Origin of the sequence: Halopseudomonas yangmingensis (assembly GCF_900114825.1) — a bacterium.
Classification (GTDB): domain Bacteria; phylum Pseudomonadota; class Gammaproteobacteria; order Pseudomonadales; family Pseudomonadaceae; genus Halopseudomonas; species Halopseudomonas yangmingensis.
Genome location: NZ_FOUI01000002.1, coordinates 344292 through 358430, shown reverse-complemented (window position 1 = coordinate 358430; position 14139 = coordinate 344292). Strand labels below are relative to the sequence as shown.

Below are 14139 nucleotides of genomic sequence, written 5' to 3'. Positions count from 1 at the left end.
AACGCAAGGAGACAGGGTGTGGAGCAGAGTGACAAGCAGACACAACAGCCGGATCAGGAGTTGGTCGAGGCTGTGCTACCTGCAGCCGAGCCGCAGCAGGAGCCGTCAACGGCCGCGAGTGAGCCGTCACAGCCTCCGGAATCGGACGGTACATTAGCCCCAGAGCGTCGTGGCGGGTTGCTCTGGCTGCTGTTGCTGTTGGTTCTTGCCAGTCTGGGCCTGCATGCCTGGCAGTGGTACCAGCAGCAGAAGCCGGACTTACGCACTGAGCGCATCCAGACAGAGTTGCAAGCGCTGGATGATGGCCTGTCGACACGCCTTGACGCACTGCAGCAGCAGGTGCGCGCGCTGCCTGACAGTCAGGTGCTGGAACGTGCCCAGTCGCTGGTGGCTGATTTACAGCGTAGCCAGCAGGCACTGGCCCAGCGTTTTGACAGCCTGCAGGGAGAAGGTCAGCGCGAATGGAAGCTGGACGAAGCGACCTATCTGTTGCGTCTGGCGTCTTTGCGCCTGCTGGCCGGCGAGGATGTAACGGCGGCGACAGGACTGCTTGAGGCCGCCGACCGTATTTTGCGCGAGCAGCCAGACAGCGGTATCTTTGCCGTGCGTGAGGAGTTGGCGCGCCAGTTGACTGAATTGCGCACGCTGCCGGACGTTGATCGGCCCGGCCTGTATCTGCAATTGTCCGCGCTGCGGGAGCAGGCAGGACGTTTGCAGGCGCCAGCACCGGTCTATCAGGTTGAGCAGTCTGATGTTCCTCCGGTAGCGGCCGAGAGTCGCTGGCAGCGTGTGCTGCAGCGCCTGGATGGCTACGTGCGGGTCGATTTCAAGCGTGGTCGGGATATTCGTCCGCAAATGGATCGCAGTGAACTGCAGCGTGTCAGGCACAGCCTGCAGTTGCAGCTTGAGCAGGCCCAGTGGGCAGTATTGCGCAGCGAACAGGCTGTCTGGGAGCAATCCTTTGAGCAGGCTGAAGGCGTGCTTGCACAGTTCTTCGAGGAGGACGACCGTCAGGTCAGCGTCTTGCGTGCTCGCTTTGCCGAGTTGCGTGGGGTGAACCTGCAGCGTCAATTGCCGGATCTGTCTGTATTGCAGCAGAGCCTGGATGCCTATGTGCAGAGTCGTCGCTCGGCACCCGTTCAACGGGAGGATTGAGCCATGCGCAGGAGTTATCTGGCGATTCTACTGGTTCTGTTGTTGAGTGCGGCCTTGGGTATGGCAGTGGCCGAAGATCCCGGTTACCTGATGATCGCCTGGCGCAACCTGTCACTGGAAACCAGTATATGGGTGGCCCTGCTGGCCGTTCTTCTGCTATGGGCGGCCTGGTTGTTGTTGCGCGCGCTGCTGCATATGGTTGGTGTGGGCAGTCAACGCATAAATCCCTGGTCGCAAGTGAATCGCAGGCGCCGGGCCGAGCGTCTCACTACCCGGGGGTTGCTCGATCTGGCCGAAGGACGCTTCAGACCGGCGCTGAAGTCGTTACGTCGCTCTGCCGATCATGCAGCGCATCCCTTGGTCAACTATCTGGCTGCCGCCCGTGCCGCCCACGAACTCGAGGATTATGCGGGCTGCGAGCAACTGCTGCGTCTTGCCCATGACAGTACGCCGCGTTCAGCAGTGGCTGTTTCCCTTGCCAGAGCGCAGATGCAGGTGGCTCGGGGGCAACTGGAGCCGGCGCTGGCCACGCTCGATGGCGTGCTGGAAAAACACCCCCAGCATGCTGGCGCGCTGAGGATGCTGGTTCAGTTGTGCCAGCGTTTGCAGGACTGGCCACGCCTGCAGCCCTGGTTGCCGCGCTTGCGTGAGCAGCGCGTGCTGGCAGAGGAGGAGGTGCGCGCCATTGAGCAGCGTTCAGCCTTGGCACTGTTGCAGCAGGCTGGTGAACAGGGACGTAGCTGTGCCGACGATCAGGCCTCCCCCCTGCATCAGGTGTGGGACTCTCTTCCAAAACATCTGCAGCGTGATGCGGCATTGCTGGAGGCCTATTGCTTGCAGCTGCGCCTGCTTGGCGGTGAGCAGCTGATCGAAAAACTCCTGTGCAAGGCGTTGGAGCATGGCTTCAGCGAGCGACTGGTTCACCTGTATGGCCTGGTTGCCGGAGCAGATCCGTTGCATCAGTTGGCGCGGGCCGAGCAATGGCTGCAGGAACATCCACGCAATGCCGTGCTGCTGCTGGCGGCCGCACGCCTGGCGATGCGCCAGGGCTTGTGGGGCAAGGCACGCGAGTACCTGGAGGCCAGTTTCGTCGAGCGTCGCGATCTGCAGACCTGTGCCGAACTGGCCAGACTGCTTGAGCATCTGGGCGATCGGCAGGCGCTGGCGCGGGTTCAGCAGCAGGGTTTTGAACTGTTGCGCCGCGACCTGCCGGCGCTCAGCCTGCCAACTGACGACTGAGCGCCGTCGTGTCGCGGCTGATGTCCAGTCTGCGCTGGCTGTGGCTGCTGATGATGCTGTGGTCGTTGGCTGCACCTGCTGCCGAGCTGGAAGTCTTCGTCCGCGATGGCTGTCCACACTGCAGCGAGGTAAAAAAGCAGTTGCCACAGTTGCTGGCCGAGCGTCCCTGGCTAGTGGTTCGTCTGACTCAGGTTGATCGCGATCCCCAAGCCCTGCAGCGGTTTTTGCAGCTGTCGGAGCAGGCAGGCGTGTGGCCGCCTGGCGTGCCGGCCTTTGCCTTTGACGGACGCTTTCTGGTTGGTTTCGATGAGCGTCAAGGGCTGCAACAGTTACGGCTGTTGACCGATAGCGGGGTGCCGCATAGCGACAGCCTGGGTGTCGGTCCACTTGGCGAACTCAGTGTCGAGCGTCTGGGGCTGCCGTTGTTTACCCTGGCGGTCGGTCTGCTGGATGGTTTCAACCCCTGCGCCATGTGGGTGCTGCTGTTTCTGCTGTCGATCCTGGTGCATCTGCGCGACCGGTTGCGCATGGCCCTGATTGCCGGCACTTTCGTGCTGGCCAGTGGTGCCATCTATTTTCTGTTTATGGTGGCCTGGCTGAATCTGTTCCTGCTGGTCGGCGTGACATTCTGGTTGCAATGGCTGTTGGCGTTACTGGCATTGCTGGTTGGCTTGATCAATCTGAAATCCTTTGTACAACCGCAGTCCGCGGTCAAGCTGGCCATTCCGGATGCCGCCAAGCCGGGTACTTATGCGCGGGTGCGCGGTATCGTGCAGAGCCGCAGCCTGCCGCTGGCGTTGTTGGGTTGCGCGGTGCTGGCGGTGTTGGTGAACATGGTTGAGCTGCTCTGCACGGCTGGCTTGCCGGCGCTGTATACAGCGATTCTCTCGGCGCGCGAGCTGGAGCCACTGCAGCATTACGGCTATCTGGGGTTGTATATCCTCGGCTACATCTTTGACGATGCGCTGATGGTTGGTGCCGCTGTCTGGCTGATGAGCAGCCGCAAGCTCGGCGAACAGGGCGGCCGCTGGCTGAAGCTGTTGAGTGCCGTGGTGATGCTGGGGCTCGGTCTGGTAATGATGTTGCGCCCGCAGTGGCTGTTCTGAGTCTCAGTCGCGCGGCGCGTAGCTGAACACGTCCGAGCGCATCTGCTCAGGGCGCATGCCGGCTTGCAGCAGCCGGTCCAGCGTGCCGTAAACCATCGGCGGTGAACCGCAGGCAATCACCGCTTGCTCGTTCAGATTGCCCAGATCGGCCAGTGCGGCATTTGCCAGCAGACCCTGCCGGCCGGGCCAGTCAGGCTGGTCGCTGACCACACGGTGCAACTGCACGCCGGCGTCTTCCCAGCGTTGCCAGTCGTCGATACGGTAGAAGTCGGCGGCCTGGCGTACTCCCCAATACAGCTGTATTGGCTGGTTGAAGCCCTGTTCCATACAATGGTTGATCAATGCCTGCATCTGCGCCATGCCGGTGCCGGCGGCCAGTAACAGCAGCGGCTGCTGTGGCAGCTGGGCCAGATGGCAGTCGCCGAAGGGTGCCTGTATGCGTACTAGCCGCTGGCGGATGATCTGCTCGATCAGGTCGCGGGTGGCCGGATCACGGGTCTGGATGTGCAGTTCCAGCAGGCGTTGCTGGTGCGGTGCCGAGGCGATCGAGAAGGCTGACATTTCCTCGCTGTTGCGTTGCAGCAGCAGATACTGTCCGGCGTGGTAGCGCAGTGGCTTGCCAGCCGGCGTGCGCAGGCGCAGACGCCAGACATCAGCCCCCAGCGGTTCGGCGCTTTCCAGCTGGCAGGCCAGTCGGCGCAGCGGCAACTCGTCCGGCGCCAGTACGCCTTCCCAGTGCACTTCGCAATCCTCCAGCGGCTCGGCCACGCAGGTGAACAGCTCACCGCTGCGCAGCAGCTGGTCGCGCTGGCGCACCTGACCGCTGATCAGGTTGGCCGCACAGATATGGCAATTGCCGTTGCGGCAGCTCTGCGGGGCATCGTAGCCGAGTCGGCGCGCGGCATCGATGATGCGCTCGCCGGGCAGCAGCTCGATAACATGTCCGGAGGGTTGCAGGGTGACCTTCATCGATCAATCCCCAGCTCGTTCCACAGGGCGTCAACCCGCGCCACCACCGCGGGGTCACGGTCAATCGCCACGCCCCACTCACGATTGGTCTCGCCGGGCCACTTGTTGGTGGCGTCCAGCCCCATCTTGCTGCCGAGGCCGGAGACCGGCGAGGCGAAGTCGAGGTAGTCGATTGGCGTGTTGTCGATCAGTACGGTATCGCGGCTGGGGTCCATGCGCGTGGTAATGGCCCAGATCACGTCGTGCCAGTCGCGGGTGTTGATGTCATCGTCGACCACAATCACGAACTTGGTGTACATGAACTGGCGCAGGAAGCTCCAGACGCCGAGCATCACCCGCTTGGCATGTCCCGGGTACTGCTTTTTCATCGACACCACCGCCATGCGGTAGGAGCAACCCTCCGGCGGCAGGTAGAAGTCGGTTATTTCCGGGAACTGCTTTTGCAGGATCGGCACGAATACTTCGTTGAGAGCCACGCCTAGGATCGCCGGCTCGTCCGGCGGCCGGCCGGTGTAGGTGCTGTGGTAAATCGGCTGCTCACGGCGGGTGATGCGTTCCACAGTGAAAACCGGAAAGCGGTCAACCTCATTGTAGTAGCCAGTGTGGTCGCCGAACGGGCCCTCGTCGGCCATGTCATCGGGATGGATCACGCCCTCCAGCACGATTTCGGCGCTGGCAGGCACCTGCAGCTGGTTGCCGCGGCATTTGACCAGCTCGGTGCGTTGGCCGCGCAGCAGTCCGGCGAAGGCGTATTCGGAAAGGCTGTCAGGCACCGGGGTGACCGCGGCGAGAATGGTTGCCGGGTCGGCACCCAGCACCACGCTGACCGGGAATGGCTGGCCAGGGTGTGCCTGTTTCCATTCGTGGAAGTCCAGGGCGCCGCCCCGGTGGCTGAGCCAGCGCATGATCACCCGGTTACGGCCGATCACCTGCTGGCGGTAGATGCCCATGTTCTGCCGTTCCTTGTGCGGGCCCTTGGTCACCACCAGTCCCCAGGTGATCAGCGGGCCGGCATCGCCAGGCCAGCAGGTCTGTACCGGGATGCGGGCCAGGTCGACATCTTCACCTTCCTCGACCACTGCCTGGCAGGGGGCGTCGCGCACCACCTTGGGTGCCATGCTCAGCACCTTCCTGAAAATCGGCAGCTTGGACCAGGCGTCCTTCAGCCCCTTGGGCGGGTCCGGCTCCTTTAGAAAGGCCAGCAGCTTGCCGATTTCGCGCAGTTCGCTGACATCGCTGGCGCCCATGCCCATGGCCACCCGTTGCGGGGTGCCGAACAGGTTGCCAAGTACCGGCATGTCATAGCCTGCGGGGTTTTCAAACAGCAGCGCCGGGCCGGCCTTGCGCAGTGTGCGGTCGCAGATCTCGGTCATTTCCAGGGCCGGCGAAACCGGGGTCTGGATGCGTTTGAGTTCGCCGGCCTTTTCCAGGCCCTTGATAAAGTCACGCAGGTCGGAGTAGTGCATCTTGGCTTTAAGCCTCAAGCGGCAGGCTGAGGGCAATCCGGAGAAGGCATCAGCCTGGGGTGTCTGGTCAGAAGCGCATTATGCCGACAAAACGCTTGGATGGGGGGCGTAAAATGCGTCAAGCCGCAACCGGCACAGGTCCGGTTGCGGCTTGCGGTGTTTTGCCTGCGAGTCAGTTTTTGCCGCGCTTCATCGACTGGAAGAACTCGTCGTTGGTCTTGGTATCCTTCAGGCGATCCAGCAGGAACTCGATGGCGGCAATGTCTTCCATCGAGTGCAGGATCTTGCGCAGGATCCACATGCGCTGCAGCTCGTCATCGCTGGTCAGCAGCTCTTCGCGACGGGTGCCGGAGCGGTTGATGTTGATCGCCGGGAATACCCGCTTCTCGGCAATCTTGCGATCCAGGTGGATCTCCATGTTGCCGGTGCCCTTGAATTCCTCGTAGATCACCTCGTCCATCTTCGAGCCGGTATCGACCAGCGCGGTGGCGATGATGGTCAGGCTGCCGCCTTCCTCGATATTCCGTGCGGCACCGAAGAAGCGCTTGGGCTTTTCCAGGGCATGGGCGTCGACGCCACCGGTGAGCACCTTGCCGGAGCTCGGGATTACCGTGTTGTAGGCACGCGCCAGGCGGGTGATGGAGTCGAGCAGGATGATCACATCTTTCTTGTGCTCGACCAGTCGCTTGGCCTTCTCGATCACCATCTCGGCGACCTGCACGTGACGGCTCGGGGGCTCATCGAAGGTCGAGGCGACCACTTCGCCGCGCACGGTGCGCTGCATTTCGGTCACTTCTTCCGGGCGCTCGTCGATCAGCAGGACGATCAGGTGACACTCGGGGTTGTTGCGCGCGATGTTGGCCGCAATGTTTTGCAGCATCAGGGTCTTACCGGCCTTTGGCGGTGCCACCAGCAGACCGCGCTGGCCCTTGCCGATCGGTGCGCAGAGGTCGATGATGCGCGCCGTGAGGTCTTCGGTGGAACCGTTGCCGGCTTCCATCTTCAGGCGATCGTCCGGGAATAGCGGTGTCAGGTTCTCGAAGAGGATCTTGTTCTTGGTGTTTTCCGGGCGGTCGAAGTTGATCGAGTCGACCTTCAGCAGCGCGAAATAGCGCTCGCCATCCTTCGGTGGACGGATCTTGCCGGAAATGCTGTCGCCGGTCCGCAGGTTGAAGCGGCGGATCTGGCTCGGTGACACATAGATATCGTCCGGGCCGGCCAGGTATGAAGAGTCAGCCGAACGCAGAAAACCGAAGCCATCCTGGAGTATTTCCAGTACGCCGTCGCCGTGGATGTCTTCACCGCTTTTGGCGTGCTTTTTCAGAATGGCAAAGATGACATCCTGTTTGCGCGAGCGGCCCATGTTTTCCAGATTCATCTGGTCGGCGATTTCAAGCAGTTCGGGAATGGGTTTTTGCTTCAGTTCGGTCAGATTCATAGGTTGGGCGAGTTGTGATTGTCAGGCAGGACAGGTTGGTTTAAAGCTTCGGCAGAGGCGAAGCCGGGATGATAGTCGGTCTGGAAAGCCGAAGTCGCAGGGTGCGAACTGGGGTTGGTGTGCAAATCTAACACCGCAAGGCGGTGACGTCCAGCCTCCCCGCCAGTCTGCAGGGAGGCGGCTGATGAACGATCAGATGTTGCTGTCGAGGAAGGCAGACAGCTGTGACTTGGACAGGGCGCCGACCTTGGTGGCTTCGACATTGCCGTCCTTGAACAGCATCAGGGTAGGAATGCCGCGGACGCCGTAGCGTGGCGGGGTGTCCTGATTGTCGTCGATGTTCAGTTTGCAGACCTTCAGGCGGCCCTGATAGTCGCGAGCGATGTCGTCAAGTACCGGTGCAATCATCTTGCACGGACCACACCATTCGGCCCAGTAGTCAACCAGTACCGGTCCTTCGGCCTTGAGCACTTCGGCCTCGAAGCTGCTGTCGCTGACATGCACGATCAAATCACTCATGGGGTTCTCCAGGCTGCAACACGAATAGGGGACAAGTATCGGCGGCATCATAGCACCTGATGCGGTGGTGACAAAGCGGGCAACCCAAGTGCAACAATCTGTGCATGGATCCGGTGTTATGATCCGGATTCCGATATCCAAAGAGTCCAGCCGATGACCGCTACCACTGTCGACTTTCCGCTGATTGCCGCGATAGACCTGGGTTCCAACAGTTTTCATATGGTGCTGGCGCGGGTTGATCACGGAGAGGCACGGCTGCTCGAGCGGCTTGGCGAGAAGGTACAGTTGGCTGCAGGACTGGATGCCCGGGGCATGCTCAGTGAGGAGTCGATGCAACGGGGGCTTGATTGTTTGCGGCGCTTTGCCCAGATGATCAACGGGTTGCCGCCGGGTGCGGTGCGTGTGGTCGGCACCAATGCCTTGCGTGAGGCGCGCAACCGTGGTGAGTTCGTAATGCGGGCGCGGCAGATTCTTGGCCATCCGGTGGAAATCGTCTCCGGCCGCGAGGAAGCGCGACTGATCTACCTCGGGGTGTCGCATTCGCAGGCCGACGACAAGGGGCGGCGGTTGGTTGTGGATATTGGTGGAGGCAGCACCGAGTTTATTGTCGGGGAACGCTTCGAATCATTGATGCGCGAGAGCCTGCAGATGGGCTGCGTGTCATTCAGTCAGCGCTTTTTCGCGGACGGACGTATCAGTGCTGCACGATATGCGCAGGCCTACACAGCGGCCCGCCTGGAGTTGATGCCGATAGAACAGTCGATCCAGCGCCTCGGCTGGCAGGAAGCTGTCGGCGCCTCGGGTACCATCCGCAGCATTGCCCAGTGTATCCAGTCTGCAGGTCACGGGCAGGGCGAGATTGCTCCGGAGGGCCTGCAGTGGCTCAAGCGCAAGTTGCTCAAGTGTAGTCATGTGGAACGCCTGGATCTGCCGGGACTGAAGCCTGAGCGCCGACCGATACTGCCGGCCGGTCTGGCCATTCTCGAGGCGCTGGTGGATGCGCTGGGCATTGTGCGCATGACACATTCCGAAGGCGCGCTGCGTGAGGGCGTGCTGTATGACTTGATGGGGCGCCATCATCATGAGGATGTTCGTGAGCGCACGCTGAATTCGCTGATGGAGCGTTTTCACGTCGATCAGGAGCAGGCTCTGCGTGTCGAGCGCAAGGCGCTGGGTCTGCTGGGTAAGCTGCAAGTCAACTGGGGGCCCTTTGGTGAAGAGCACGCTGACCTGTTGCGCTGGGCTGCACGTGTGCATGAGGTGGGGCTCGATATTGCGCACAGCCAGTACCACAAGCATGGCGCTTACCTGATCGAACATGCCGATCTTCCCGGATTTTCCAGAGAGGATCAGCAGTCGTTGGCACTGCTGGTCTGGGGGCACCGCCGCAATCTGCCCGATCAGCGCCGGTTGGCTGAGTTCGGCGAGCAGGGTAATACCCTGCTGCGTCTTTGCATGGTGTTGCGGCTGGCGATTCTCTACCACCATATCCGTGGCACACAACAGATGCCCCGTCTGCAACTGGATGCCGGGGCCGACTGGCTGACCCTGCGCTTCCCCGCCAGCTGGTTGGAGCGCAACCCGCTGACCCAGGCGGACTTCGAACAGGAAGCCCGCTTCTGGGCGCGTGCCGGTTATACGCTGACGGTGCGCTGAACGGTATTGCCGAGCTTTTCCAGCAGTGTCTGCTGGGCGCTACGTGAGAGCTGGTTACCGGTTGGGCTGCTGCGTACATAGCTGCCGTCCGGCTGCAGCAGCCAGCTTTGGGTGTTGTCGCTCAGGTAGGCCTGCAGCTCCTGCTTGGCGCGGGCGGTAAGCTTCTTGCCCTCCAGCGGGAAGCAGGTCTCGACGCGCTTGTCGAGGTTGCGCTCCATCAGGTCGGCACTGGCCAGCCAGACCTGTTCCTGGCCTCCATTGAGGAAGTAGTAGACCCGGCTGTGCTCAAGGAAACGGCCGATGATCGAGCGCACCTGGATGTTGTGCGAGACGCCCGGAATGCCGGGACGCAGGCAGCACATGCCGCGGATGATCAGGTCGACCTTTACGCCGGACTGCGAGGCCTTGTACAGGGCCTTGATGATCTTGGCATCGGTCAGTGAGTTGGCCTTGGCAATGATATGCGCCGGCTTGCCGGCCTGAGCATTCAGGGTTTCCCGGTTGATCAGTTCCAGCAGGCGTTTTTTCAGGCTGAAGGGTGCCTGCAGCAGCTTTTTCATGCGCTGCATCTTGCCCATGCCGATCAGCTGGTTGAACAGTTTGTGCACATCTTCGGTGAGTGCCAGGTCCGAGGTCAGCAGGCTGTAATCGGTATACAGGCGAGCGTTGCCGGCATGGTAGTTGCCGGTGCCCAGATGCGCGTAACGCACCAGCTCGCCGTTCTCCCGGCGCAGGATCAGCATCATCTTGGCGTGGGTCTTGAAGCCAACCACACCATAGATCACCACCGCGCCGGCCTGCTGCAGGCGGCTGGCCAGCTGCAGGTTGGATTCCTCATCAAAGCGTGCACGCAACTCGATTACCGCCGTGACTTCCTTGCCGTTACGGGCCGCTTCGACCAGGGCGTTGACGATTTCCGAGTTGGCGCCGGTGCGATACAGGGTCTGCTTGATGGCCAGTACGGCCGGGTCCTGCGCCGCCTGACGCAGCAGATCAACCACCGGGCTGAAGGATTCATAGGGGTGCAGCAGCAGGATGTCCTGTTTGCCGACCGCCTGGAACAGGTTGTCGGCATTCGACAACAGGCGTGGAATGCCCGGGCTGAACGGCGGGAACTGCAGGTCTGCATGATTGTCGAGGCCGGTAATGGCAAACAGGCGGGTCAGGTTGACCGGGCCATTCACTTCGTACAGCTCGCTGTCGCTCAGACCGAACTGGCGCAGCAGAAAATCCGCCAGCGGTTTTGGACAGTTGTCCGCCACTTCCAGACGTACCGCATCACCATAGCGGCGCGACAGCAGCTCGCCACGCAGGGCGCGGGCCAGATCGTCGACCTCGTCTGGGTCGACGATCAGGTCGGCGTTGCGGGTCAGGCGGAACTGGTAGCAGCCGAGCACCTTCATGCCGGGGAACAGATCGTCGGCGTGGGCGTGGATGATCGAGGACAGGAACACGAAGTTGTCACCACCATCGCACAGCTCGTCGGGCAGGCGGATTACCCGAGGCAGCGAGCGCGGCGCCGGAATGATCGCCAGACCGGAGTCGCGGCCGAAGGCATCGACACCCTCCAGCTGCACGATAAAGTTCAGACTCTTGTTTACCAGCAGCGGGAACGGATGGGTCGGGTCCAGTCCGATCGGGCTGATGATCGGGGCTACTTCCTGGCGGAAGTAGCGGCGGATCCACAGGGTCTGCTTGTGCGTCCACTGGTGGCGCCGCACAAAGCGGATGCCCTTGCCGGCCAGTTGTGGCAGCAACACATCGTTGAGCAGGGCGTACTGGCGCTGCACCTGTTGATGGGCAATCTCGCTGATGCGTCCAAGGACCTGCTGCGGTTGCAGCCCGTCCGGGCCAGCCTGCTCGCGGGCAAAAGTGATCTGCTTTTTCAGCCCGGCCACGCGGATCTCGAAAAACTCGTCGAGGTTGCTGGAAAAGATCAGCAGAAACTTCAGCCGCTCCAGCAGCGGGTAACTGTCATCCAGCGCCTGCTCCAGCACACGGATATTGAACTGCAGCTGGGACAGCTCACGGTGAATGTACAGTTCCGGAGCGTTGATATCAGCCAGTGGCGCCGGGGCCTCGTTGACCACCTCGCGGATCGGGGTGGCTTCGGTTTCGTTGCTGGCAGGCAGGCTTTCAGGGATCTGCATGGGGTCCTCGTGGGTTATTCCAGTGCGCGCAACTGGCGTGCGGCGGACTTGGCAAAATAGGTAAGAATGGCATCGGCACCGGCACGCTTGATGGCCGTCAGGGACTCCAGGATCACTGCTTCGCTGAGCCAGCCGTTGGCGATGGCGGCCTGATGCATGGCGTACTCGCCACTGACCTGGTAGACGAAGGTCGGCACGCCGAACTCCTGCTTGATGCGTTGCACGATATCCAGATAGGGCATGCCGGGTTTGATCATCACCATGTCCGCGCCTTCCTGCAGATCCATGGCTACCTCGTGCAGGGCCTCGTCGCTGTTGCCCGGGTCCATCTGGTAGGTGGCCTTGCTGCCCTTGCCAAGGTTGCCGGCCGAGCCGACTGCATCGCGGAACGGGCCGTAGTAGGCGCTGGCGTACTTGGCGGAGTAGGCGAGGATCGCGGTGTTTACATGGCCGGCCTGTTCCAGCGCCTGGCGGATGGCGCCGATACGGCCATCCATCATGTCCGAGGGGGCTACCATGTCGGCACCGGCCTCGGCATGCGACAGCGCCTGGCGGACCAGTGCCTCGGTGGTAATGTCGTTGAGTACATACCCCTGCGCATCGATGATGCCGTCCTGACCATGGGTGGTGAAGGGATCCAGCGCCACATCGGTAATCACCCCGAGCGCCGGAAAGCGCGCCTTCAGGGCGCGGGTAGCGCGTTGCGCCAGGCCATTCGGGTTCCAGGCTTCGGCAGCATCCAGAGACTTCAGGGGCAGGGGGGTCACCGGGAACAGCGCCACCGCCGGAATGCCCAGTTCGACCAGTTCGGCGGCTTCCTGCAACAGCAGGTCGATGCTCAGGCGCTCGACGCCGGGCATCGAGGCAACGGCCTCGCGCTGGTTTTCGCCCTCCAGCACAAATACCGGGTAGATCAGGTCGGCGGGGGTCAGAACGGTTTCACGCACCAGGCGGCGCGAGAACTCACTGCGGCGCAGCCGGCGCAGGCGAGTGGCGGGGAAGCTGCGGGAAATAGGATTGCTCACGAAGGGACTCCGAAGGTGCCTGTGCACCGGCCAGCGGGTTATCGAACAAACCAGTCCAGTCTGCCACAGCCAGCCCGCTCTGTTGAGCCTGCTTCCCTTATATATCCAGATTGTGACGGAATTGTGTCAGTAGATGCATGGCAGTCAGATCGTCCACTTCATTGCCTGGCGGGCTTGCTGCCTCCACGCGGTTGCGGCCGAGGTGTTTTGCCCGATACAGGGCGTGATCTGCAGCGCCCAACAGTTTCTCGAAGTCGTAGCCGAAGTCGTTGCTGTGTGCCATACCGATACTGGCACTGAGTTGTACCAGCTGGCCCGCGCTGCTGCAGGGCTGGTTGCACAGGGCGAGGCGAATGCGTTCTGCCGTGCGCATGGCTTCATCGGGTTGCAGGCCGGGCAGCAGGAGGGTGAACTCCTCGCCGCCAAAGCGGCCGAACAGATCGCCTTGGCGCAGTTGGTTGCCGATACGGCTACTCATGTGACATAGCACGGCATCGCCGGTCTGGTGGCCAAATTCGTCGTTGATCCGCTTGAAATGGTCCGCATCCAGCATCAACAGGCAGGCTGGCTGCTGTTGGCGCTGGCAGCGTTGCAGCAGGTTGCTGCCCTGGCGGCAGAGGCTGCGCCGGTTGAGGATGCCGGTCAACCCGTCTCGCTCGGACAGTCGCGCCAGTGACAACGCAGTCTGGTAGAGGGTCATCAGCATAAAGCAGCAGGCCAGGCCAATCTGCAGCAACAGCAGTCCCAGCAGACTGGCGGCATGCGGTCCGTGTCCGGGAAGTAGCTGTTCTCCGTTGTCGGACAGTGTTGCAAGTGCACGCAGTACCAGTCCTGCCGAGGCCAGCAGAAACAGTCCCCCGGCGAGCCAGCAGGCGCTGCGCAGGGGTTGTGGCCAGGGCCTGAGAAGCTCGCGCGCGGACAGCAGGGTGAACAGGCAGAGCGCGGTAGAGGAAATCGGGTAGGTGGCGGCGGGCGTTTGATAAATGTCCAGCAACAGCCATTGCAGCAGCATGCACAGCAGTGCGGTGAGTAACACAGGTAGTTGTGACTGTGATTGCTGGCGAAAATCGCGAAGACCCAGCCAGATTACCCCGACACCGAGCACCATCAATCCACTGGCGATCACTACGGAGAGCATGCTGGGCAGTGTCTGGGCATTGACGCCCAGCAGCAGTCCGATAGTCAGTGCTGAATGCCCCAGAGCCCAGTGACGCAAGCCGCGTTGCTGCTCGGCATGCAGGGCTGCCAGTGTCAGCAGGAGCGACAGACACAGGGTCACCAGTGCGAGTACCAGTGACAGGGTTGTAATGTCGAGTTCAACCGGCATTGCTGATCTTCCTTGTTCGGGGCGGGCCCTGTACACCAATCCATTAAACAGTCGAGTATAGACAAGTGACTCATCGGTCACTAAGGGTT

At 61.8% G+C, this 14139-nt stretch carries 11 protein-coding genes; 4 read left to right on the top strand and 7 right to left on the bottom strand.

Annotated features, from left to right (window positions below):
• Window positions 1-18: 18 nt before the first annotated feature.
• The 3 genes from BMZ23_RS03820 to BMZ23_RS03810 are packed head-to-tail and all read left to right on the top strand — an operon-like array spanning window position 19 to window position 3500.
• A complete protein-coding gene (locus BMZ23_RS03820) occupies window positions 19-1155 on the top strand; it encodes a uroporphyrinogen-III C-methyltransferase (protein WP_177197212.1) in 1137 nt (378 codons plus the stop codon).
• A 3-nt stretch (window positions 1156-1158) separates the two neighbouring features.
• On the top strand, window positions 1159-2394 hold the full coding sequence (locus BMZ23_RS03815) for a heme biosynthesis protein HemY (RefSeq protein ID WP_093472924.1): 1236 nt from the start codon (window positions 1159-1161) through the stop codon (window positions 2392-2394).
• Between the two features lie 8 nt (window positions 2395-2402).
• Window positions 2403-3500 carry a glutaredoxin family protein gene (locus BMZ23_RS03810; RefSeq protein WP_218143559.1) on the top strand — a complete coding sequence of 366 codons (1098 nt, stop codon included), beginning with the start codon at window positions 2403-2405 and terminating at the stop codon, window positions 3498-3500.
• 3 nt (window positions 3501-3503) lie between these two features.
• Here the strand turns inward: BMZ23_RS03810 and BMZ23_RS03805 are convergent, their stop codons facing one another.
• From BMZ23_RS03805 to trxA, 4 genes are all read right to left on the bottom strand, one after another.
• Window positions 3504-4469, bottom strand: coding sequence for a 2Fe-2S iron-sulfur cluster-binding protein (locus tag BMZ23_RS03805; RefSeq protein ID WP_093472922.1), 966 nt, complete (start codon window positions 4467-4469; stop codon window positions 3504-3506).
• Window positions 4466-5935 (bottom strand): 4-hydroxy-3-polyprenylbenzoate decarboxylase, encoded by a 1470-nt coding sequence (ubiD, locus tag BMZ23_RS03800; RefSeq protein WP_093472920.1) that lies wholly within the window; start codon window positions 5933-5935, stop codon window positions 4466-4468. Before ubiD ends, BMZ23_RS03805 begins: the two co-directional genes overlap by 4 nt.
• A gap of 172 nt (window positions 5936-6107) precedes the next feature.
• Window positions 6108-7373: a transcription termination factor Rho gene (rho, locus tag BMZ23_RS03795; RefSeq protein WP_093472917.1), complete on the bottom strand. Its 1266-nt coding sequence runs from the start codon at window positions 7371-7373 to the stop codon at window positions 6108-6110.
• Window positions 7374-7565: 192 nt separating this feature from the next.
• Window positions 7566-7892: a thioredoxin TrxA gene (gene trxA, locus BMZ23_RS03790; RefSeq protein WP_093472915.1), complete on the bottom strand. Its 327-nt coding sequence runs from the start codon at window positions 7890-7892 to the stop codon at window positions 7566-7568.
• A gap of 153 nt (window positions 7893-8045) precedes the next feature.
• On the opposite strand from trxA, the gene ppx reads away from it, so the two are divergent.
• Window positions 8046-9548 carry an exopolyphosphatase gene (ppx, locus tag BMZ23_RS03785; protein ID WP_093472913.1) on the top strand — a complete coding sequence of 501 codons (1503 nt, stop codon included), beginning with the start codon at window positions 8046-8048 and terminating at the stop codon, window positions 9546-9548.
• On the opposite strand, the gene ppk1 is transcribed toward ppx, so the two are convergent.
• The 3 genes from ppk1 to BMZ23_RS03770 all read right to left on the bottom strand — a co-directional run bounded on the left by ppk1 (window position 9527) and on the right by BMZ23_RS03770 (window position 14050).
• Window positions 9527-11698 carry a polyphosphate kinase 1 gene (gene ppk1 / locus BMZ23_RS03780; protein WP_093472911.1) on the bottom strand — a complete coding sequence of 724 codons (2172 nt, stop codon included), beginning with the start codon at window positions 11696-11698 and terminating at the stop codon, window positions 9527-9529. The genes ppx and ppk1 overlap by 22 nt on opposite strands.
• 14 nt (window positions 11699-11712) lie before the next feature.
• Entirely contained in the window at window positions 11713-12723 is a 1011-nt protein-coding gene (gene hemB / locus BMZ23_RS03775; protein ID WP_093472909.1) for a porphobilinogen synthase, read from the bottom strand.
• A 97-nt stretch (window positions 12724-12820) separates the two neighbouring features.
• Window positions 12821-14050, bottom strand: coding sequence for a GGDEF domain-containing protein (locus tag BMZ23_RS03770; protein WP_093472907.1), 1230 nt, complete (start codon window positions 14048-14050; stop codon window positions 12821-12823).
• Window positions 14051-14139: the final 89 nt, after the last annotated feature.

Excerpts from the sequence above, each read along its gene's own strand:
- BMZ23_RS03815 (WP_093472924.1), top strand. The coding sequence starts at position 1,159 with ATGCGCAGGAGTTATCTGGCGATTCTACTGGTTCTGTTGTTGAGTGCG.
- BMZ23_RS03805 (WP_093472922.1), bottom strand. The coding sequence starts at position 4,469 with ATGAAGGTCACCCTGCAACCCTCCGGACATGTTATCGAGCTGCTGCCC.
- ubiD (WP_093472920.1), bottom strand. The coding sequence starts at position 5,935 with ATGCACTACTCCGACCTGCGTGACTTTATCAAGGGCCTGGAAAAGGCC.
- rho (WP_093472917.1), bottom strand. The coding sequence starts at position 7,373 with ATGAATCTGACCGAACTGAAGCAAAAACCCATTCCCGAACTGCTTGAA.
- trxA (WP_093472915.1), bottom strand. The coding sequence starts at position 7,892 with ATGAGTGATTTGATCGTGCATGTCAGCGACAGCAGCTTCGAGGCCGAA.
- ppx (WP_093472913.1), top strand. The coding sequence starts at position 8,046 with ATGACCGCTACCACTGTCGACTTTCCGCTGATTGCCGCGATAGACCTG.
- ppk1 (WP_093472911.1), bottom strand. The coding sequence starts at position 11,698 with ATGCAGATCCCTGAAAGCCTGCCTGCCAGCAACGAAACCGAAGCCACC.
- BMZ23_RS03770 (WP_093472907.1), bottom strand. The coding sequence starts at position 14,050 with ATGCCGGTTGAACTCGACATTACAACCCTGTCACTGGTACTCGCACTG.